This window comes from Dietzia sp. IN118, from assembly GCF_032905965.1.
Classification (GTDB): domain Bacteria; phylum Actinomycetota; class Actinomycetes; order Mycobacteriales; family Mycobacteriaceae; genus Dietzia; species Dietzia kunjamensis.
Genome location: NZ_JAUMSR010000001.1, coordinates 2,540,532 through 2,559,475 on the forward strand (window position 1 = coordinate 2,540,532; position 18,944 = coordinate 2,559,475).

Consider the following 18,944-nt stretch of genomic DNA (forward strand, 5'->3'; position numbering starts at 1 on the left):
TGGAGCGAATGACCGGTTTCGACGCGAGCCTGTTGTACATGGAGACCCCCCCAGCAACCCCTCGTGGTGGGTGGGATCCTCTTCGTCGACGTCTCCGGCCTCGAGGTCGGGTACTCCTTCGAATGGCTCCGGACCGAGCTCGGCCGCCGGATCAAGGAACTACCCGAACTCCGCCGCAAGATCTACGACTCCCCGCTCAACCTCGGCCACCCCGCCTGGGTCGAGGAATACGACCTCGACATCACCGCACACGTCCGCCGCGTCGACGTGGACCACCCCGGTGACGACCGCGCGGTGTTCGAGATGTGCGGCACCCTCGGCAGCCGCCCGCTGGACAGGTCACGCCCCCTGTGGGAGATGTGGGTCCTCGAGCGGCTCACCGAACCGGACACCATCGTCGTGTACTTCCGGGCCCACCACGCCATCCTCGACGGGGCCAACGGCGCGAACATCCTGCGCAAGTTCGCCTCCGCCGGAGAGCAGCCCTCCGCCCGCGACCTCGACATGGTCCGCGTCGAGGCGGGCAACGCCAACCCCATCCGGCTCCTCGCCGGCGGGTGGTGGGATTTCTCCGTACGCCGCCCGCTGACCCTGGCCCGGCTGGTACCCGAATTCGCCGCGCTCCCCTTCGCACTGCGCAGGGCCACGGCCGCCAAGAAGAAGTCGGACGATCCGGCCCCGGGGGAAACGGGCACGGCCGACGCCACGGACGACGGCGTCGTCGTCCCCAGGGCGGCACCGTTCACCGCGCCCCGCACCCGCTTCAACGCCACCATCACCCCCCACCGGGCGGTCTGGGGTGCCCCACTCGACCTCGGCGAGATCAGCGAAATCAAAGACGCCTTCGGCGTGACCGTCAACGACGTGTTCCTCGCGGTGATGGGCGGCGCGCTGCGGCGGTACCTGCGCTCCCACGACGACCTGCCCGACACGTCGCTCGTCGCCGTGGTCCCCGTCTCCACCCGCGACGCCGAGGACGCCCGGGGCAACAACCGCGTGACGGTCCTGTTCGCGTCCCTCGGGACCGACATCGCCGACCCGCTCGAGCGCCTGCGCGCCATCGCCGCCCGCACCAGCCGGGGCAAGAAGCAGTCGAAGAACGGCATGCGGCCGGACCTCATCCAGGACATCGCCACGCTCGCCCCCGCCCGGACCCTGCAGATGCTGATGCGGATCTACGGCGACTTCCACCTGGCGGACCTGCATCCCGTCGTGCACAACCTCGTCGTGTCGAACATCCCCGGGCCCCGTCAGGGACTGGACTTCCTCGGATGCCGGGTGACCCACGTCTACCCGCTCGGGCCCCTCATGCACGGTTCCGGACTCTCGGTCACCGCCATGTCCATGGGCGGTCGACTCGACGTGGGGATCAACGCCTGCGAGCACCTCGCCCCCGACCCCGACCTGCTCGCCACCGGGATCCGGGAGGCGATGGCCCGACTGCTGGAACTCACCCGGGAGGCGGCGCGGTCGGCGGCCGCCGGGGAGCGCTGACACGTGGAACGGATGACCGGGCTCGACGCGAGCTTCCTCTACCTCGAGACCCCCGAGCAGATGATGGTGATCAACGGCCTGGTCCACCTCGACGTGACCACCATCGAGGAGGGCTACTCGTTCGAACGCCTCCGATCCGGGCTCGCCCGCCGGGTCAAAGCCGTCCCCCCGTTCCGCCGCAAGGTCCACGACTCACCGTGGAACCCCGGCCACCCGGCGTGGGTCGAGGACTTCGACTTCGACATCACCCACCACCTACGCCGGATCGAACTCGGGCCGGCCGGCACCGAGGACGAGCTGCTGGAGACGTGCGGTCGGCTCGCCTCCACCCCGCTGGACCGCGCCCACCCGCTGTGGCAGATCTGGATCCTCGAGCGGGGTGACCCGCACGCGCCGACCGTCAGCGCGTTCTGCCGGGTCCACCACTCGGTGATCGACGGGATGCTGGGCGCCGAGTTGCTCTCCGCCCTCGCCGCGACGGACGCCACCACGCCCGACCAGGATCCCGCGCTCGCGCGCACGCACGTCGGACGGGCCAACACCCTGCAACTGATCGCCGGTGGCGCCCGCGACGTGCTGGGCCGGCCCCTGGCCCTCCTCCGACTGCTCCCCGAGACGCTGTCGGTCCCCGCGGCCATGAGACGCGCGCGCGGCCGGGCGGGCCACGGGGAATCCATGCCGGCCCCGTTCACGGCGCCGCGGACCCTCTTCAACCACTCGCTCACCCCGCACCGCGCCGTGGCCACCGTGTCCCTCGACCTGGCGTCCGTCAAGCTCGTCACCGCCCGCCTCGGCGGCACCGTCAACGACGTCCTCCTCACCGTGGTCGGCGGCGCTGTCAGGTCCTACCTCGAGGCCCACGGAGACTCTCCCACCTCCTCCATGGTGGCGATCGTCCCCATGTCCACCCGAGACGATCTGGCCACCGGCGGCGCCAACCAGGTGTCGGCCATGTTCGCCTCCCTGGCCACGGATGTAGCCGACCCGGTCGAACGGTACGAGCGGATCTCCGCCGCAGCGGAGACCACGAAGCGCCAGGCCGCGAGCATCCGCCCGGCGCTCCTGGACAACTGGGCCCGCATGGGCCCCCGTCGGCTACTCGACATGGGCATGCGGGCGTACGAGGCGCTGAGACTGGCCGACGTCCACCCGGTGATCTACAACCTCATCGTCTCGAACGTGCCCGGCCCCCGTCACGCCCTCTACTTCCTCGGCGCGCGGATCACCCACATGCACCCCTTCGGCCCGCTGCTCCACGGTGCGGGGCTCTCCGTGACCAGCCTGTCGACCGACGGGCGGCTCGACCTGGGGGTGATCTCGTGCGAACACCTGGTGCCGGACCCGGACGCGGTGGCCCGCGGGATCACGGCGGCGCTCGACGAGTTGCTCGAGCTCACCGCCTCCTGACCCGGCTCACCACGTCCTGACCACGGGGGTCGACCCTCAGCTGACCTGGACGATCGGCAGCCGCAGGGCTCCCGGCGCGGCCTCCGGGACCATCGGCGACACGGGCGGGACCGGCGACAGGCGCCGGTAGTCCTCGCCCTGGGCCGGGCGCTGGTCGGCCTCACCCTTGTTGGGCCACAGCGACATGGCCCGCTCGGCCTGGGCGGTGATGCTGAGCGCCGGGTTGACACCGAGGTTCGCGGAGATCGCCGAGCCGTCCACGATGTGCATCGTCGGGTAGTTCCACACGCGGTGGTACGGGTCCACGACCCCGGTCTCGGGCGAATCCGAGATCACGCAGCCGCCCAGGAAGTGGGCGGTGAGCGGGATGTTGGCGATCTCGCCCCACGTGCCCCCGGGCAGGCCGCCGATCTCCTCGGCGATCTTCCGGGTGGCCTCGTTTCCGGCGGGGATCCAGGTGGGGTTGGGCTCCCCGTGACCCTGCTTGCTGGTGACGTACCTGAACGGACCGAAGCGCTTGACGTAGGTCTGCAGCGAGTTGTCCAGGTTCTGCATCACGAGCGCGATCACCGAACGCTGGCTCCAGCGGCGCAGATAGAACAGCTGCATGAACATGGCCGGGTTGCGGCGGACCTCGCCCAGCAGGGTGCGCCACCGCGGGAGCGGCCCGTCACCGTCCGTGAGCAGGGTCTGCAGGATGGCGATGGCGTTGGAGCCCTTGCCGTACCGGACCGGTTCGATGTGGGTGTCCGACCGGGGATGGAACGACGACGTGATGGCCACTCCCTCGGAGAAGTCCTGCTCCGGCTTGTAGTTCGGTCGCATCGCCCCGAGGATCGCCTCGGAATTGGTGCGGGTGAGCCGACCGATCGCATCCGACAGCTTGGGAAGGGACCCGGAGTCCTTGGCGTAGTGGAGCAGGTGCTGGGTTCCCCAGGTGCCGGCCGCCACGACGACCTGACCGGCGGTCACCGTGGTGGTGCGCTTGCCGCGACGCGTCCAGGCGCCCGTCCGCTCGAGGGTGATCTCCCACGTGCCGTCGCCGCGCTCGCGCAGGTCGCTGACCGTGGTCCGGTCCAGGATGCGGGCGCCCGCGCGCTCGGCGAGGGCGAGGTAGTTCTTCATCAGCGTGTTCTTGGCGTTGTGCCGGCAGCCGGTCATGCACTCGCCGCACTCGATGCACGCGTTGCGGTCCGGCCCCACCCCGCCGAAGTACGGATCGGGGACGAGCTCGCCGGGCTTGCCCTGACCGCCGGTCTTCTCGCCGAAGAACACGCCGACCGGGGTGTAGACGAAGGTGTCCTCGGCGCCCATGTCGCGGGCCACCTTCTTCATGACCTCGTCCGAGTGGGTGTGCGTGGGATTGGTGACCACGCCCAGCATGCGGCGGCCCTGGTCGTAGAACGGGGAGAGTTCGGACTCCCAGTCCGTGATGTGACCCCACTGCCGGTCCTTGAAGAACTGGCTCGTGGGCTTGTACAGCGTGTTGGCGTAGTTGAGCGATCCCCCGCCCACGCCCGCGCCGGCGAGGATCATCACGTCACGCATCATGTGGACGCGCTGGATCCCGAACAGCTTGAGCTTGGGCGCCCACACGTACCGGTGGAGTCGCCAGGACGTCTTGGGCAGGTCCGCGTCCTCGAAGCGGCGACCCGCCTCGATGACCGTGACGCGGTACCCCTTCTCCGACAACCGCAGGGCCGTGACGCTGCCACCGAAACCGGATCCGATGACGACGACATCCGTGTCCGTCGGCGTGGTGGGGGCGTCGGTCGGGGTCGACGGTGTGTGCGGCGTCATGGTGCAACTCCCAGGAGTGGTCGATGGTGGGCATCACAGTACCCGAGCACCCTCGAACCTACCGGACAGTAGGCCCCGGTTTGTCCAGAGTGTGGATGCGTCCGACCCATGGTCGGGCGGTCAGGGCCGGACGGACAGGTCCACCTTCTGGAAACCCTTGACATCGGAGTAGCCGCACTTCGCCATCGCGCGACGCAGTCCGCCCATGAGGTTGCGGGTGCCGTCGGGGACGCTGGTGGGCCCCTCGAGGACCTCTTCCAGTGGCGCCAGGGCCGTCTCGTCCTCCACCTCGGACACATGCCCGCGCGGCACCTTGGGGTGGGCGGACACCGCGTCCCAGTAGACACCGCGGCCCGGGGACTCCAGCGAGCCGGCGAGCAGCGGACCCAGGACCACCGCGTCGGCGCCGCACGCCACGGCGCGGGCGATGTCACCGGAGGTGTAGATGTCGCCGTCGGCCAGCACGTGCACGTAGCGGCCTCCGGTCTCGTCGAGGTAGTCCCGCCGGGCTGCGGCCGCGTCGGCGATCGCGGTGGCCATGTGGACCTCCATACCCAGCACCTGGCCGGTGGTGGTGATGCCGTCGACCCCGCCGTATCCCACGATCACACCGGCGGCGCCCGTGCGCATGAGGTGCAGGGCGGTCTTGTAGTCGACGACGCCGCCGGCGATCACCGGGACATCGAGGCCACCGATGAACTCCTTGAGGTCGAGCGGGGCGTCCTCACCGCTGACGTGCTCCGCCGAGATGATCGTGCCCTGCACCACCAGCAGGTCGATCCCCGCCGCGACGAGCCCCGGGGTGAGCTCGCGCGCGTGCTGCGGTGAGACCCGCACCGCCACGGTCGCGCCCTCGTCGCGGATGCGGTGAACCGCGGCGGCGAGGAGCTCGCGGTCGATCGGGGCACGGTGCAGCTTCTGCAGTCGCGCCACGGCCCGGTGTCCGGTCACGTCATCCAGCGCGAGCTCCCGCAGCTCGGCGATCACGGCACCGGGATCGGCGTGACGGGCCCACAGTCCCTCTCCGTTGAGCACGGCCAGACCACCGAGCTTGGAGAACTCCACCGCCGAGTCCGGGGAGACCACCGCGTCGGTCGGGTGTGTCATCACCGGGATGTCCATCTGGTAGGCGTCGATCTGCCAGGAGGTGGACACCTCCTTGGAGCTGCGGGTCCGGCGGGAGGGGACGATGTCGACCTCGCCCAGCCCGAACATCCGACGGGCCTCGCGACCCAGGCCGATCTCCACGACATTGCGCACGCGACTTCAGTCCTTGACGTTGTAGTTGGGGGCCTCGACCGTCATCTGGATCGCGTGCGGATGGCTCTCCCTGAGCCCCGCGGCCGTGATCTGGACGAACTGGGCACGGTGCATCTCCGGGATGGTGGCGGCTCCGGTGTAGCCCATGCCTGCGCGCAGCCCGCCGGCGAGCTGGTGGAGTACCTGACCGACGTCTCCCCGATACGGGACCCGCCCCTCGATGCCCTCGGGCACCAGCTTCTCCTCGGACAGCACATCGTCCTGGAAGTACCGGTCCTTGGAGAACGACTTCTCCTGCCCGGGCTTGCCGCGCCCACGCATCGCGCCCAGCGAACCCATGCCGCGGTAGACCTTGTACTGCTTGCCGTCCACGAAGATCAGCTCACCCGGCGATTCGGTGCACCCCGCGAGCAGGGACCCGAACATGCAGGCCGAGGCGCCGGCGGCGATCGACTTGGCCACGTCACCGGAGTACTGCATACCGCCGTCGGCGATGACGGGGATGCCCGCGGCGTGCGCGGCGACCGAGGCCTCGAGGATCGCGGTGATCTGGGGGGCACCCACGCCCGCGACCACCCGGGTGGTGCAGATGGACCCGGGGCCGATGCCCACCTTGATGGCGTCCGCGCCCGCGTCGATCATCGCCTGGGCGGCCCCGCGGGTGGCGAGGTTGCCCCCGATCACCTGCACACGGTCGCCGAGTTCCCGCTTGACCCGGGCGACCATGTCGAGGGCGTTGCGGTTGTGGGCGTGGGCGGTGTCGACCACCAGGGCGTCCACCCCGGCGTCGGTGAGGGCCCCGGCACGCTGCCAGGCGTCCTCCCCGGTGCCGATGGCGGCGGCCACGCGCAGCCGGCCGTCCGAGTCCTTGGTGGCGTCGGGGTGCTTCTCCGTCTTGACGAAGTCCTTCACCGTGATGAGTCCGGTCAGTCGCCCGTCACCGTCGACGATCGGCAGCTTCTCGATCTTGTGTCGGCGCAGCAGGCCGAGCGCCGCCTCCGCGGTGACGCCCTCCCGCGCGACCACCAGGGGCGCCCGGGTCATGACCTCGTCGACCCGTCGGGACTTGTCCATCTCGAACCGCATGTCGCGGTTGGTGATGATGCCGACCAGCTCACCGCGCTCGTCGGTCACCGGCAGTCCGGAGATGCGGTAGCGGGCGCACTTCTCGTCGACCTCCGCCAACGTGTCGCTGGGCGCGCAGGTCACCGGGTCGGTCACCATCCCGGCCTCGGACCGCTTCACCGTCTCGACCTGGGCGGCCTGGTCCCCCACGGAGAGGTTGCGGTGCAGGACGCCGATCCCGCCCTGCCGTGCCATGGCGATGGCCATGCGGGCCTCGGTCACGGTGTCCATCGCCGACGAGATCAGCGGCACCCGCAGGGTGATGTCCCGTGTCAGGCGGGTACTGGTGTCGACCTCACTGGGGACCACCTCCGAGGCTGCCGGGAGGAGGAGCACGTCGTCGAACGTCAGGCCCACCATCGCGACCTTGGTCGGGTCGTCGCCGCCGGTACGCACGGGGCCATTCGACTCGCTCATCTGCCGTCCTCCTGGGGGGTCGTCTAGGTGCTGTCTTTCGAGGATAGTGGTTCCGGGGTCCGCGGCTCGAACCGTCGACCACGTGAGACCGTGGTCACGGGTACGGTGGAGGTCGTGGACGATCCCCTACGGCACGGAATGCCGCCCGACCCGTTCGCCGGCGATCCGGATGATCCGGCCGCGGAGCTGGCCGAGCTCGACCCCGTCGATGACGACATGCCCACGGGCCCGCTCGACGCGGACGAGCGGCGCGCGATCGAGGAGGACCTCGCGGATCTCGCGGAGTTCCGTCGGTTGCTGGCCCCGATCGGGGTGAAGGGGGTCGCGGTCCAGTGTGACGACTGCGCCGAGGAGCACTACCACGAGTGGGACATGCTCCGCGCCAACCTCATGCAGCTCCTCGAGGACGGCTCCCTGCTCCCCCACGAGCCGGCCTTCGACCCGATCCCGGACGACTACGTGACCTGGGAGTACTGCCGCGGTTACGCGGACGCCGCCCGCGCCCTGCGCCCCCGTCGCCTCAACTGGCGCCGCTGAACGGAGGCGGTCGCCGTGCGCGGGTGCCGCCCGTTCGGCCCGGCCCGGCCCGGCCCGGACGACTCGATCCCCGTCCCTCCGAGAGGGGCGGGGATCGAGTCGTTTCGCGGGGTCAGTTCGTCGGACGGACCGACTGCGAGGTCTGTTGTGAGTCGGTCGGCGCCGGCTGCGTGGGAGTCGGGACCTGGGTCACGGTGGTGCGGCTCGGTGTCGGCGCCGGCACCACCCGGTCATCGTCCGCCTCGTCACCCTGTCGTCCGGTCGTCGGTGACAGGAAATCCTGGATCCGCTGGGTGTCGATCGGGATCTGCAGCGTGGTCGAGATCCGCAGCCCGTCGAGCGGGAGCGGGATGACCGGCATCCCCGGAGGCGGCGGGGGGACCAGGTTGGACGGCAACGGCACGGGGAGGCCGGGAACGAGAGTCGCCACACCCGGAGCGGGCGGGGGCGACGGGGCCGGCGCGGGTGCCGGGGCGGGCGACGGGACGACGCTCGGGGTGACCCGACTGAGATCGCGCTTGATGGCGTCCCGACGCTTCATAAGCTCGACACGTTCGGAGGCGTCGGAGACCTCGTCGAGCCGCGCGCTCACCTCATCGAGCAGCCGCTCGGCCTCGTTCCGGTCCCCCTCTCGGGCGGCGAGGTCCGCGGCGGCGAGGTCCTCGCTGAGATCGCTCACGAGCTCTACGTTCCCGGCACGGTCGGAGAACATCGTCTTGGACACGCCCCAGAGCGGGTCGCCCGGCATCGCGCTGTGCGCGGCCACGGACAGGCCGCCGACGATCACGGCCGCCACTGCGGCAGCGCCGGTCACCGCCTGCCACAGGGCCGGACGCTGGCCGTGGTGGTGCTCGCCCGAGCGCACCCACCCGCGGCGCGGCCACAGCCGGGAGACGTTCGGGGCGAGGGCCACCTCGATCTGCTCGTCGCTGGGCAGCTCCGGCAGTCCGGCCGAGTCCACCTCGGCGCGCCAGTCCGCGAGCAGCGCGACGAGAGGCTCATCCCCCTCGGGACGATCGCCGCGTCCGAGCGCGTCGAGGAGCTCGTCGTCGCGATCCACCTCGACCCGGTCCTCGTCGACCCGGTCCTCGTCGTGGCCGTCCACGTCATGCACGTGGAGCGAGGCGTCATCGTCCCGGGTGCCGGGATCGACTTCGTCGTTCATCGCCATCGCTCCTCTCCGTCCTGCTCGATCCTCGCCCGGAGCTGCTTCATCGCCCGGTGTTGGGCGACGCGCACGGCCCCGGCCGTACTGTCGACGATCTCCGCGGTCTCCTCCGCGGAGAGTCCGACCACCACACGTAGCCGGATGATCTCCCTCTGCTTCTCGGGCAGGGTCTCGAGGAGGCGGCTCACCGCTCTCGACACCTCGCCGTCGAGGACGTGGTCCTCCGGCCCCGTGTCGGTCGAGAGCACCTCGGGGAGGTACTCCACGGGGTCGGACTTGTTCCGCGCGGCGCCACGATGGGCGTCCGCGACCTTGTGGGCCGCGATCCCGTACACGAAGGCCATGAAGGGACGTCCCTGGTCCCGGTACCCCGGCAGAGCCGAGAGAACCGCGATCAGAACCTCCTGGGCGACATCGTCAGCAGACAGGTTGACCCTCTCCGAGCCGCCGACGCGGGAACGGCAATACCGCACCACACCGGGCCGCACGAGCTCCAGCACCCGCGTGGCAGCGATGCGGTCACCCTTGACCGCCTCGGCTACGGCGAGTTCCAACTCGTCTGCTGTACCTGTCATCGGATTACGGGGGCCCCGTGTTACACGGATGTGTTACGGGGCACGGCCTTTCTCTCGGGTCGCGACGCACGTCACGACGGATCCCACGTCCCGGCCCGTCAGCGGCCGATGCGGCTCGGGCTCAGAACAGGCGTGTGACCCCTGGGTCGTGGGACCACTGCTGAGCGCCAAGCGTAACCGCTGGGGGGCGTGCGGGACCACGTGACCGGCCCGGAACGGGGCCGGGCCCCGTCCCCCGCGGCGCGGAGAGCGGGGCCCGGGAGGCCGGACGCGATCAGTGCGAGTGACCGGCGTGCGAGTGGCCGCCGGCGCCCTTCTCCTCGGGCTTCTCGACGATCGCCGTCTCGGTCGTGAGGACCATACGGGCGACCGAGCAGGCGTTGACCACGGCGGAGGAGGTGACCTTCACCGGGTCGATGATCCCGGCGGAGACCAGGTCACCGTACGCCCCCACGGCGGCGTTGAAGCCGTCGCGCGGGCCCATCTCGGAGACCTTGCTCACCACGACGGAGCCGTCCTCGCCGGCATTGGCGGCGATCCAGAACAGCGGGGCGGACAGCGCCTTGCGGACCACGTTCACCCCGACCGCCTCGTCGGCGTCGGCGGTGTCGGCGGCCAGCCGCTCGAGTGCCGCGGCCGCCTGGACCAACACGGAGCCACCGCCGGCGATGACGCCCTCTTCCACGGCCGCCTTGGCCGAGTTGACGGCGTCCTCGACGCGGAGCTTGCGTTCGGTCAACTCGGTCTCGGTGGCCGCACCCACGCGGATCACGGCGACACCGCCGGCGAGCTTCGCGACGCGCTCCTCGAGCTTCTCGCGGTCCCAGTCGGAGTCGGTGGCCTCGGCCTCGCGGCGCAGCTGCGCGACGCGGGCGTCGACGTCCGCCTGGTCGCCGGCACCGTCCACGATGATCGTGTTGTCCTTGGACACGGTCACCCGCCGGGCCTGACCGAGCACGTCCAGGCCGCACTCCGACAGCTTCATGCCCAGGTCGGGGCTGATGACCTGCCCCTTGGTGACGATCGCCAGATCCTCCTGGAAGGCCTTGCGCCGGTCGCCGAAGAACGGCGCCTTGATCGCGACGACCTTGAGGGTCTTGCGGATCGAGTTGACCACGAGGGTCGACAGCGCCTCGCCGTCGACGTCCTCCGCGATGATGAGCAGCGGCTTGCCGGTCTCGGCGACCTTCTCCAGCAGCGGCAGCAGATCCGGCAGGGAGCTGATCTTCTCCCGGTGGATCAGGATCAGCACGTCCTCGTGGATGGCCTTCTGCTCGTCGGGGTCGGTGACGAAGTACGGCGAGAGGAAGCCCTTGTCGAAGGCGATGCCCTCGGTGACCGACACCTCGGTGTGCAGCCCCTGGGACTCCTCGACGGACACGACGCCGTTGACTCCGACGGCGTCCATGGCCTCGGCGACCATGCGACCGATCTCGGGGTCACGCGACGAGACGGTCGCCACCTGCGAGACGGCGTCCGAGCCGGAGACCGGTGTCGCTGCCGCGCGGAGGAACTCCACGACGGCGGCGGAGGCCTTCTCGATGCCCTTGCCCATCGCCATCGGGTTGGAGCCGGCGGCCACGTTGCGCAGCCCCTGGCGGATGAGTGCCTGGGCGAGCACGGTGGCGGTGGTGGTGCCGTCGCCCGCGACGTCGTTGGTCTTGGTGGCGACACTCTTGACCAGCTGTGCGCCGAGGTTCGCGAACGGCTCGGAGAGCTCGATCTCGCGGGCGATGGAGACACCGTCATTGGTGACGGTGGGCCCGCCGAAGGCCTTGGCGAGCACGACGTGACGGCCCTTCGGGCCGAGCGTGACCTTGACGGTGTCGGCGAGCTCGTCGACACCGGCGAGCATGCCCTTGCGGGCCTCCTCGTCGAACGCGATCAATTTGGACATCGATGGAACTCCTGGAGGGAAGTGGGTGGTCGTGACGGGCGGGTACCGCGGGGTGAGACACCTCCGCCCCGGTGGTGCCTGGCTCTGGCCGGCGCCGCCGGGGCGGGGGTCAACAGCTCACGTCAGTCGATGACCGCGAGGACGTCACGCGAGGAGAGGATCAGGTACTCCTTGCCCTCGTACTTGATCTCGGTGCCGCCGTACTTCGAGTAGATGACCTTGTCCCCCTCCTTGATGTCCATGGGGATGCGGTCGCCGTCCTCGTCGAAGCGGCCCTTGCCGACCGCGACGACGGTGCCCTCCTGGGGCTTCTCCTTGGCGGTGTCCGGGATGACGAGACCCGACGCCGTGGTGGTCTCGGCCTCGAGGGCCTGGACGAGAATCTTGTCCTCAAGCGGCTTGATCGCCACGATGATCCTCCCGTATGGGGTGTGGCCGCCCGGATGCCGGGCGACTCGGAGTGTGGTTGGACAGATCGGGACGCCGGAAGGCGGCCCGTGGTTTATGTACGACCCGGGCTGCCGCGTGCACCGTCGCGGGTGGCGCCCTCGGAGCTCCGTGTCTATTGGCACTCTACACAGGCGAGTGCCAGCACTCAAGGAAACCGCGTGCGGGTTCGCCGCCATCGGGGTCCGACGGGGATCGGAGAACGCTCGGCGCGGGCCTGCGCCGCGGGTAGGCTCACCCGCACCGCACGGACATCAACCGGACCACCCCCTCTGCCCGACCCGATCCCGATCGAGTACAGCGAGGCCCAGAAATGACCACAGTCGCGCCCCCGGACATCGTCACCGCCGCAGGCGAGGGCGGGGAGGCGAAAGCCGACGCCCCGGGGTGGCAACCGGCCCTCCGCGGCTTCCTCGCCGTCTACCTGCTCGGCGCGGCCACCCTTCTGGCCGTCGTGGCCACCGAGGCGACCGGAGTGGCGATCCTCGGCGCCGTGCTCTTCCCACTGGGCCTCACCATGGTCGTCCTGCTCGGCTGGGAACTCGTCACCGGCGCCTACGGGCTGGTCCCGCTGGCCGCGATGGAGGGCCGCATCCGGGCGCGCGACTGCCTACGGATCTTCGGCTGGACGATCCTCGGGCACACTGTCGGCGGGCTCGCGGCGGCGTGGATGCTGACCTCCGTGCTCACCGGGATGGGGACCGAACCCGACGCCACCGGGGCCCAGGGCCTGGTGGACCTCGCAGTGGAGAAGACGGTGGCCTACAAGGAGGCCGGCGTCGTCACCGGACTCGGTTGGGTGACGTTGAGCGCCGTGCTGTGCAACTGGCTGGTCGCGCTCGGCGTGATCATGTCGCTCTCCTCCACGAGCACCTCGGGCAAGATCCTCGCCATCTGGCTGCCGATCCTCACGTTCTTCGCGCTCGGTTACGAGCACGCGGTCGTCAACCACTTCACGATCCCCGCGGGCATGATGCTCGGGGCCGATGTGAGCATCGCCGACTGGCTGCTGTGGAACCAGATCCCGGTGCATGTCGGTAACTTCATCGGCGGGATCACCCTCGCGGGGTTGGGACTGTACTTCGCGCAACGGACGCGGGTCGACCGCTCCCCCGGGGCACCGGCGGGCCACACCCACCCACCCCAGGAGTGACCTCCTCGTATGCACCCACCCGAGAAGCCAGGGGATCGGCCCGACGGGCCGCGCCGCCGAACCGGGTCCGACGGCACGCCGGGATCGTTCCACCCTCCCGGGACCAACACACTGGCCGTCGTCGCCCTCGTGATCGCCGTCGCGAACGTGGTGTTCGGCTCGTTCCTCGGCCTGTTCGTGCCGCTGGTCCCGGCCGCCGTCGCGGTCGTCGTGGTCGCGATCGGACACACGTCCCTCAGGCAGATCACCCGCAGCGGCGAGGCCGGAAGGGAGATGGCCGTGTCCGCCCTCGTGATCGGCTACCTCTGCCTGGCCGCGGTCGCCGCGTTCCTGCTGATGGCGTTCACGTTCACCACCGTGGGGATGGCACTCCTCGGCTACTAGGCGATCTGGGTGACCTCGACCGGCAGCCCGGGGTCGGCCGCCACGGTCAGGGGGCTGGGGTCCGCGTCCGCGGCGAGGAGCGCGGAGGCGACCCCCACCACCATCGCGCCGTTGTCGGTGCACAACCGCGGCCGCGGGACGCGCAGGGTCAGGCCCGCGTCGGCACACCTGCTCGCGGCGAGGTCACGCAACCTCGAGTTGGCGGCGACCCCGCCACCCACGAGCAGGGTGTCCACGCCCAGGTCGGTGCAGGCCCGGACAGCCTTCATGGTGAGCACGTCGGCCACCGCCTCCTGGAACGAGGCCGCGACGTCCGCCACGTCGAGCTGCTCGCCGTCGCGTTCGGCGGCCTCGATGCGTCGGGCGACCGAGGTCTTGAGCCCGGAGAAGGAGAAGTCGTGCCGGGCGTCGCGTGGTCCGGTCATCCCGCGCGGGAACGCGATCGCCGTGGGGTCACCGGTGCCCGCGAGCCGATCGATCACGGGCCCGCCCGGGTACCCCAGGCCGAGCAGCCGGGCCACCTTGTCGTAGGCCTCCCCGGCCGCGTCGTCGACGGTCGACCCGAGTTCGACGACCGGCTCGGTGAGCGAGCGGACGTGCAGCAGCTGGGTGTGCCCACCGGAGACCAGCAGGGCCACGCACTCGGGAAGCGGGTCACCGTCGAAGCCCGCGACGGCGACGTGGCCGACGAGGTGGTTGACGGCGTAGAACGGGGCCCCCCACGCGGCCGCATAGGCCTTGGCGGCGGACGACCCCACGAGCAGCGCCCCGGACAGGCCGGGTCCGATGGTGGCGGCGACGGCGTCCGGCCGCTCCAGCCCCGCCTCGGCGAGGGCGGCGCGAACGGTCGGCACGAGCGCCTCGAGGTGGGCGCGGGAGGCGATCTCCGGGACGACCCCGCCGAACCGGGCGTGCTCGGACATCGACGAGGCGACCACGTCGGACAGCAACTCGGCGCGGCCGTCGTCGTGCACGCGCGCGACGGCGACCCCCGTCTCGTCGCACGAGCTCTCGATCCCCATGACGGTTCTCACCGGTCGCTCACCTTCCCTCCGTCGTTCTGTCCTCGCGCTCCCGCCGGCCGCACCATGAGGTGCGCGTCGGCCCTGCTGGGCCGGTAGTACCGGGGACGCAGCCCCACCACCTCGAACCCGTGGGCCTCGTACAGGGTGCGGGCCGGGACGTTGTCGGTCCGCACGTCCAGCACCACCGGCGCCGCGTCCGCGTCCGCCACGTCGAGCATGCGGCGCAGCAGCGTGCGCCCGATCCCCCGCCCCTGGTGGGCCGGATCGACCCCGATGGTGTGCACCTCGTACTCACGATCCCCCTCGGGCCCGAGCACGGCCAGCACGGCGTAACCGACGAGGACCCCGTCCGCCCGCGCCGCGAAGCTGTGGGCGTGCCGGGAGCCGATCTCCGACAGGAACGCGGCGGCCGACCACGGACCGTCGGCGGGGAACAGCACCCTCTCGAGGTCGGCGCAGCGCATGGCGTCGTCGGCGACCAGATGGTCGTGCACGATCGCGTCCGGCGGCGTCCCGGTCACCGCCGGACCCCCCGCAGCGCGGTCGAGGGTGCGGCGCGCCGGGGCGGGACGGCGTCGGGCCGACGCAGGTAGAGCGGTTCCAGCGGCGCCGGGGCCGTGCCCGCGAGGAGGTCGGGGGCCGCGACGGTGACGAGGCCGGCGGGGTCGGGCGCGGTGACCGCCTCGAGGATCCCCGCGGCGGCGTGGCCGGCGGCGGTGACCTCTCCCAGGCGTACGGGGTCGCCGACCAGGTGGTCGACGCCGTCCGCGTCGATCCCGGCGGCGGGGCCCACCATGGGGCCCGAGGTCCGTGCGCCGTCCGCGGAGTAGCGGGCGTGGTAGGCCTCCCGGCGGCGGGCGTCGGTGACGACGACGAGGTCTCCGGTCGCCCCGGCGGCGCGCGCGGTGGCCGCGAGCCCGTCCAGCGAACACACCCCGTGGACCGGCCTGGAGATGGCGTCGGCGAATGCGGCTGCGGTCGCCATCCCGACGCGCAGGCCGGTGAACGGTCCCGGACCGATGCCCACGACCACGGCGTCGAGCTCGCGCGGCGTGAGGCCCGCGGCGGTGAGGCACTCGAGGATGTGCGGGGTGAGCAGCTCCGCGTGGGCGCGGGCGTCCTCGGTGACCCGCGTGGCCAGTGCATCCACCTGCGGGTCCCGGTCGCTGGGCACGAGTCGGCACACCCCTGCGGTGACGAAGGGCGTGGAGGTGTCTACGGCGAGGACGAGCACGGGGTCAGGGTACCGCCGGGCCGGGTGCGGGACCGTCCGAGGCGTCCCGGCGCCAGCTCGCCGTCCGGACGTCGGTGCCGTCGGTGCCGTCGGGCCGACGCAGGGTGACGACCAGTGGCGCCTCGACGAGGGAGTCGACGAATCCGGCGCCCCACTCGACGACCACCACGTCGCTGTCGAGTGCCGTGTCGAGATCGAGCGATTCCAGTTCGTCGGCCAGGTCGGCCCTGGTCGGTTGCGGACCGTCCGGGTCCTGGCCGCCGAGCAGTCGGTAGGCGTCGACGTGGACCAGCCCCGGACGGCCGGGCGTCGCCGGGGCGTGGCGACGGGCGATGACGAAGGTCGGCGAGGTGATGCGCCCGCGTACCCCCAGGCCGGCGGCGATCCCGGTGGTCAGCGCGGTCTTGCCGGCGCCGAGGGGGCCGTCGAGGATCACCACGTCGCCGGCCCGCAGGAGGCCGGCGAGCTCGGCGCCCAGTGCCCGGGTGTCCTCCGCCGTCGGCAGGTCGCGCTGCCCGGGGACGCGGATCGTCACGAGGCCCGGTCGTGGTCGGTGGACGGGGCCGTCTCCCCACCGGCGCCCCGGTCCGGCGGGGGCATGGCGGCGCGGCCCACGCCGTCGGCGCGACGCTCCCGCTCCCGCCATTCGATGATCGCGTCGGCCACCAGGTCCCCCAGCACCTCGGACACGTGGGCGGGCTCCTCCAGCATCACCATGTGCCCGGCACCCGGGACCACCACGAACTCGGCGTCCGGCAGTTCCTCGACGATGTCGACCGACCGGTCGAGCGGGGTGAGCAGGTCGCGGTCACCGCACAGGACGGTCGTGCGGACGTCCCGCAGGACGGGCACGGCGGCCGACTCGTCGTGCTGGGTGAGGGTCTCGAAGAAGTTGGCGATGGTCAGCACGTCGGTCGAGCCGATGAGTTTGTCCACGAACCGGGCGACGGTCGGGCTCATCGCGGCGGGGTCACCGAACGAGCCGCCGTAGATGAACGGCGAGATGAGCGCCCCGAGGGCCCGCCGACCGTTGGTGAACACCCCGGGACTCCGGCCTGCGAGACCGGCGAGCCGCGCGACGGATTTGTTGTCGAGCACCGCGCCGAGCCCCGCCTCGGAGAGCTCGGCCATGGCGGTGGAGACCAGCCCGGCCCCCAGGACGCGCTCCCGCACGGTCTCCGGGTGGCGCGCGGCATATCCCATGACCGTCATCCCGCCCATGGAATGCCCGATCACCACCACCGGACCGGTGGGTGCCGTCGCCGAGATGACGGTGTCGAGGTCCCGGGACAGCTGGTCGATGGTGGAGTTCTTCCGCGAACTCATCCCGCTCAGCCCGTGTCCACGCTGGTCGTAGAACACCATCCGGATCTCCGAGCCGAACCGGTCCGCGAGATGCCGCCGCTGGAAGTGCCAGCTGTCCATCGACAGGGTGTAGCCGTGGGCGAACACGACGGTCATCGGCGCATCGGTGGGCCCGGCCTCCCGCACCGCGAGCGGTACGCCGTCGGAGGCCGCGACCATGGAGCCACGGTCCACTCCGAGTTCCCACATGTCTTCGCCCGCCCACGGGTCGTTGGCGCGTCGACCGGGCAGCAGGGTGACCACCGAACCGAGCGTGGCCGCACCGAGGGCTCCCAGGCCCGCACGCAGCCCTCCCGGGGTCCGGATATGCTCCCTGATCGCCTCGAGATCCCCGGGCGCGCCCCCCACGACCTCGGGTGGTCGGATCTCCACCGGCTCCTCGGCCGCGGACCGGGCCGGGCGTCTGGGCAGACGGATCCGGGGCCTTCCGCTGCGACCGGTCACCTCGCCGTCGTCGTCCTCGCTCATATCGCAGCCTCCCGCCCCCGGTCGGCACCGTGTGACGCACGAAGGACGTGGTGCCTCTCGGCACGCCCCCGCACGGCGGTGACCACCTCGTAGTGGATGGTGCCGACCGTCCTGGCCCACTCGGCGGCCGTCGGGCCGCCGTCGGCCCCGTTCCCGAACAGCACCGCGGTGTCCCCCACCCGGACCGGCGTCGCGGGCTCCGGGCCGAGGTCGACGACGAACTGGTCCATGCAGACGCGGCCGACGTTCGGATACCGGCGTCCGCCGATCGTGACGTCCATCCGGCCCGACAGCAGCCGCCACACCCCGTCGGCGTAACCGGCAGCGATCAGGGCAACGGTGGTGTCGTGCGGGGCGTGCCACGTGTGCCCGTAGCTCACGCCCTGACCGGCGGCCACGCGCCTCACCAGGAGGACCTCCGCCGAGAACGTCATGGCCGGGACCAGGTCGGCCTCCAGGCCTTCGACCGGGTTGAGACCGTAGAGCGCGATCCCCGGCCGGACCATCTCGAAGCCGTCCTCGGGGCGGGTCAGGGTCGCCGCCGAATTGGCGTGGTGGTTGACCGGGCACTCCAGCCCCCGGGCACGCGCGAGGGACACGCACTCGTGCAGCCGGGCCACCTGCAGGTCGATCACCGGGTTGCCCGGATCATCGGCGTGGGCGAAGTGCGCCATCAACCCCGTCACCTCGACGAGACCGCCGGCGGTCGCCGCGACCAGCCGCTCGAGCACGGCCGGCCAGTCCTCCAACGCGATGCCCGACCGGGCGAGACCCGTGTCGATCTTGGGGGTGATCCGCGCGCGGCGGCCGGTACGTCGGGCGGCCTCGAGCACGGTGTCGAGGTGGCCCGGGCTCGGGACGGCGAGGTCGATGTCGGCCTCCAGGGCCGACCGGACGTCATCGGACGCCGAGTAGAGCCACGCCAGGATCTCGGCCCCGATCCCCGCCGACCGCAGCTGCGTCGCCTCCGCGATCGTCGTCACGCCGAGTGCGTGCGCCCCACCGCGCAGCGCGGCCAGTGAGACCGGGACGGCCCCGTGACCATAGGCGTCCGCCTTGACCACGGCCATGACCCGCGCCCCGCGCGCAGCTCGGACCAGGACGCGACTGTTGTGCTCGATCGCGTCCAGATCGATCTCGATGCGGCACGGCGCCGGGGGGACAACTGGACCCATTTCGTCAATACTG

General features: G+C 71.4%; 18 protein-coding genes. 5 read left to right on the plus strand and 13 right to left on the minus strand.

The genetic code is table 11. The annotated features are described in order from the left end of the window. The first annotated feature begins 66 nt into the window (after nucleotides 1–66). Complete coding sequence (locus tag Q2K20_RS12185) at nucleotides 67–1,494, plus strand: wax ester/triacylglycerol synthase family O-acyltransferase (protein ID WP_317176820.1); 1,428 nt, start codon at nucleotides 67–69, stop codon at nucleotides 1,492–1,494. A gap of 12 nt (nucleotides 1,495–1,506) precedes the next feature. Continuing rightward, nucleotides 1,507–2,901, plus strand: coding sequence for a WS/DGAT/MGAT family O-acyltransferase (locus tag Q2K20_RS12190; RefSeq protein WP_269529291.1), 1,395 nt, complete (start codon nucleotides 1,507–1,509; stop codon nucleotides 2,899–2,901). A gap of 36 nt (nucleotides 2,902–2,937) precedes the next feature. On the opposite strand, the gene Q2K20_RS12195 is transcribed toward Q2K20_RS12190, so the two are convergent. The 3 genes from Q2K20_RS12195 to guaB all read right to left on the minus strand — a co-directional run bounded on the left by Q2K20_RS12195 (nucleotide 2,938) and on the right by guaB (nucleotide 7,503). After that, a complete protein-coding gene (locus Q2K20_RS12195) occupies nucleotides 2,938–4,701 on the minus strand; it encodes a GMC family oxidoreductase (protein ID WP_317176821.1) in 1,764 nt (587 codons plus the stop codon). A gap of 120 nt (nucleotides 4,702–4,821) precedes the next feature. Next, on the minus strand, nucleotides 4,822–5,961 hold the full coding sequence (locus Q2K20_RS12200) for a GuaB3 family IMP dehydrogenase-related protein (RefSeq protein WP_069390001.1): 1,140 nt from the start codon (nucleotides 5,959–5,961) through the stop codon (nucleotides 4,822–4,824). A gap of 6 nt (nucleotides 5,962–5,967) precedes the next feature. Continuing rightward, nucleotides 5,968–7,503 carry an IMP dehydrogenase gene (gene guaB, locus Q2K20_RS12205; protein ID WP_069390000.1) on the minus strand — a complete coding sequence of 512 codons (1,536 nt, stop codon included), beginning with the start codon at nucleotides 7,501–7,503 and terminating at the stop codon, nucleotides 5,968–5,970. Nucleotides 7,504–7,617: 114 nt separating this feature from the next. On the opposite strand from guaB, the gene Q2K20_RS12210 reads away from it, so the two are divergent. Then, nucleotides 7,618–8,040, plus strand: coding sequence for a DUF5319 domain-containing protein (locus tag Q2K20_RS12210; protein WP_069390006.1), 423 nt, complete (start codon nucleotides 7,618–7,620; stop codon nucleotides 8,038–8,040). Between the two features lie 112 nt (nucleotides 8,041–8,152). Here the strand turns inward: Q2K20_RS12210 and Q2K20_RS12215 are convergent, their stop codons facing one another. The 4 genes from Q2K20_RS12215 to groES all read right to left on the minus strand — a co-directional run bounded on the left by Q2K20_RS12215 (nucleotide 8,153) and on the right by groES (nucleotide 12,096). Beyond that, the gene (locus Q2K20_RS12215) at nucleotides 8,153–9,205 is read right to left on the minus strand and encodes an anti-sigma-D factor RsdA (protein WP_268817118.1); all 1,053 of its coding nucleotides are present in this window, start codon (nucleotides 9,203–9,205) and stop codon (nucleotides 8,153–8,155) included. Next, on the minus strand, nucleotides 9,202–9,783 hold the full coding sequence (locus tag Q2K20_RS12220; protein WP_096905922.1) for a sigma-70 family RNA polymerase sigma factor: 582 nt from the start codon (nucleotides 9,781–9,783) through the stop codon (nucleotides 9,202–9,204). The genes Q2K20_RS12215 and Q2K20_RS12220 overlap by 4 nt, the downstream gene beginning before the upstream one ends. A gap of 274 nt (nucleotides 9,784–10,057) precedes the next feature. After that, nucleotides 10,058–11,680: a chaperonin GroEL gene (gene groL, locus Q2K20_RS12225; RefSeq protein ID WP_069389997.1), complete on the minus strand. Its 1,623-nt coding sequence runs from the start codon at nucleotides 11,678–11,680 to the stop codon at nucleotides 10,058–10,060. Between the two features lie 122 nt (nucleotides 11,681–11,802). After that, entirely contained in the window at nucleotides 11,803–12,096 is a 294-nt protein-coding gene (gene groES, locus Q2K20_RS12230; RefSeq protein ID WP_181694306.1) for a co-chaperone GroES, read from the minus strand. Between the two features lie 344 nt (nucleotides 12,097–12,440). Between groES and Q2K20_RS12235 the strand changes: the two genes are divergently transcribed. Then, nucleotides 12,441–13,280: a formate/nitrite transporter family protein gene (locus Q2K20_RS12235; RefSeq protein ID WP_069389995.1), complete on the plus strand. Its 840-nt coding sequence runs from the start codon at nucleotides 12,441–12,443 to the stop codon at nucleotides 13,278–13,280. A 9-nt stretch (nucleotides 13,281–13,289) separates the two neighbouring features. Then, nucleotides 13,290–13,664, plus strand: coding sequence for a DUF4190 domain-containing protein (locus tag Q2K20_RS12240; protein ID WP_096905925.1), 375 nt, complete (start codon nucleotides 13,290–13,292; stop codon nucleotides 13,662–13,664). Here the strand turns inward: Q2K20_RS12240 and tsaD are convergent. Genes tsaD through alr form a run of 6 tightly spaced genes read right to left on the minus strand, consistent with a single transcriptional unit; the run spans nucleotide 13,661 to nucleotide 18,940 of the window. Further along, complete coding sequence (tsaD, locus tag Q2K20_RS12245) at nucleotides 13,661–14,686, minus strand: tRNA (adenosine(37)-N6)-threonylcarbamoyltransferase complex transferase subunit TsaD (RefSeq protein ID WP_069389993.1); 1,026 nt, start codon at nucleotides 14,684–14,686, stop codon at nucleotides 13,661–13,663. The two genes, Q2K20_RS12240 and tsaD, sit on opposite strands and share 4 nt — an antisense overlap. Before the next feature lie 8 nt (nucleotides 14,687–14,694). Next, nucleotides 14,695–15,153: a ribosomal protein S18-alanine N-acetyltransferase gene (gene rimI / locus Q2K20_RS12250; protein WP_269502482.1), complete on the minus strand. Its 459-nt coding sequence runs from the start codon at nucleotides 15,151–15,153 to the stop codon at nucleotides 14,695–14,697. A gap of 53 nt (nucleotides 15,154–15,206) precedes the next feature. Continuing rightward, nucleotides 15,207–15,923: a tRNA (adenosine(37)-N6)-threonylcarbamoyltransferase complex dimerization subunit type 1 TsaB gene (gene tsaB / locus Q2K20_RS12255; RefSeq protein ID WP_269502383.1), complete on the minus strand. Its 717-nt coding sequence runs from the start codon at nucleotides 15,921–15,923 to the stop codon at nucleotides 15,207–15,209. 4 nt (nucleotides 15,924–15,927) lie between these two features. Then, complete coding sequence (gene tsaE, locus Q2K20_RS12260) at nucleotides 15,928–16,458, minus strand: tRNA (adenosine(37)-N6)-threonylcarbamoyltransferase complex ATPase subunit type 1 TsaE (RefSeq protein WP_268091720.1); 531 nt, start codon at nucleotides 16,456–16,458, stop codon at nucleotides 15,928–15,930. Further along, entirely contained in the window at nucleotides 16,455–17,756 is a 1,302-nt protein-coding gene (locus Q2K20_RS12265) for an alpha/beta fold hydrolase (RefSeq protein ID WP_269502389.1), read from the minus strand. Before Q2K20_RS12265 ends, tsaE begins: the two co-directional genes overlap by 4 nt. Next, on the minus strand, nucleotides 17,753–18,940 hold the full coding sequence (gene alr / locus Q2K20_RS12270; RefSeq protein WP_372509984.1) for an alanine racemase: 1,188 nt from the start codon (nucleotides 18,938–18,940) through the stop codon (nucleotides 17,753–17,755). Before alr ends, Q2K20_RS12265 begins: the two co-directional genes overlap by 4 nt. Nucleotides 18,941–18,944: the final 4 nt, after the last annotated feature.

What these genes read in the sequence shown, in the direction of transcription:
- tsaD (WP_069389993.1), bottom strand. Translation starts at nt 14,686, where the DNA reads ATGGGGATCGAGAGCTCGTGCGACGAGACGGGGGTCGCCGTCGCGCGC.
- groL (WP_069389997.1), bottom strand. Translation starts at nt 11,680, where the DNA reads ATGTCCAAATTGATCGCGTTCGACGAGGAGGCCCGCAAGGGCATGCTC.
- Q2K20_RS12190 (WP_269529291.1), top strand. Translation starts at nt 1,507, where the DNA reads ATGACCGGGCTCGACGCGAGCTTCCTCTACCTCGAGACCCCCGAGCAG.
- Q2K20_RS12265 (WP_269502389.1), bottom strand. Translation starts at nt 17,756, where the DNA reads ATGAGCGAGGACGACGACGGCGAGGTGACCGGTCGCAGCGGAAGGCCC.
- rimI (WP_269502482.1), bottom strand. Translation starts at nt 15,153, where the DNA reads ATGCGCTGCGCCGACCTCGAGAGGGTGCTGTTCCCCGCCGACGGTCCG.
- Q2K20_RS12220 (WP_096905922.1), bottom strand. Translation starts at nt 9,783, where the DNA reads ATGACAGGTACAGCAGACGAGTTGGAACTCGCCGTAGCCGAGGCGGTC.
- Q2K20_RS12195 (WP_317176821.1), bottom strand. Translation starts at nt 4,701, where the DNA reads ATGACGCCGCACACACCGTCGACCCCGACCGACGCCCCCACCACGCCG.
- Q2K20_RS12215 (WP_268817118.1), bottom strand. Translation starts at nt 9,205, where the DNA reads ATGAACGACGAAGTCGATCCCGGCACCCGGGACGATGACGCCTCGCTC.
- Q2K20_RS12240 (WP_096905925.1), top strand. Translation starts at nt 13,290, where the DNA reads ATGCACCCACCCGAGAAGCCAGGGGATCGGCCCGACGGGCCGCGCCGC.
- Q2K20_RS12235 (WP_069389995.1), top strand. Translation starts at nt 12,441, where the DNA reads ATGACCACAGTCGCGCCCCCGGACATCGTCACCGCCGCAGGCGAGGGC.
- guaB (WP_069390000.1), bottom strand. Translation starts at nt 7,503, where the DNA reads ATGAGCGAGTCGAATGGCCCCGTGCGTACCGGCGGCGACGACCCGACC.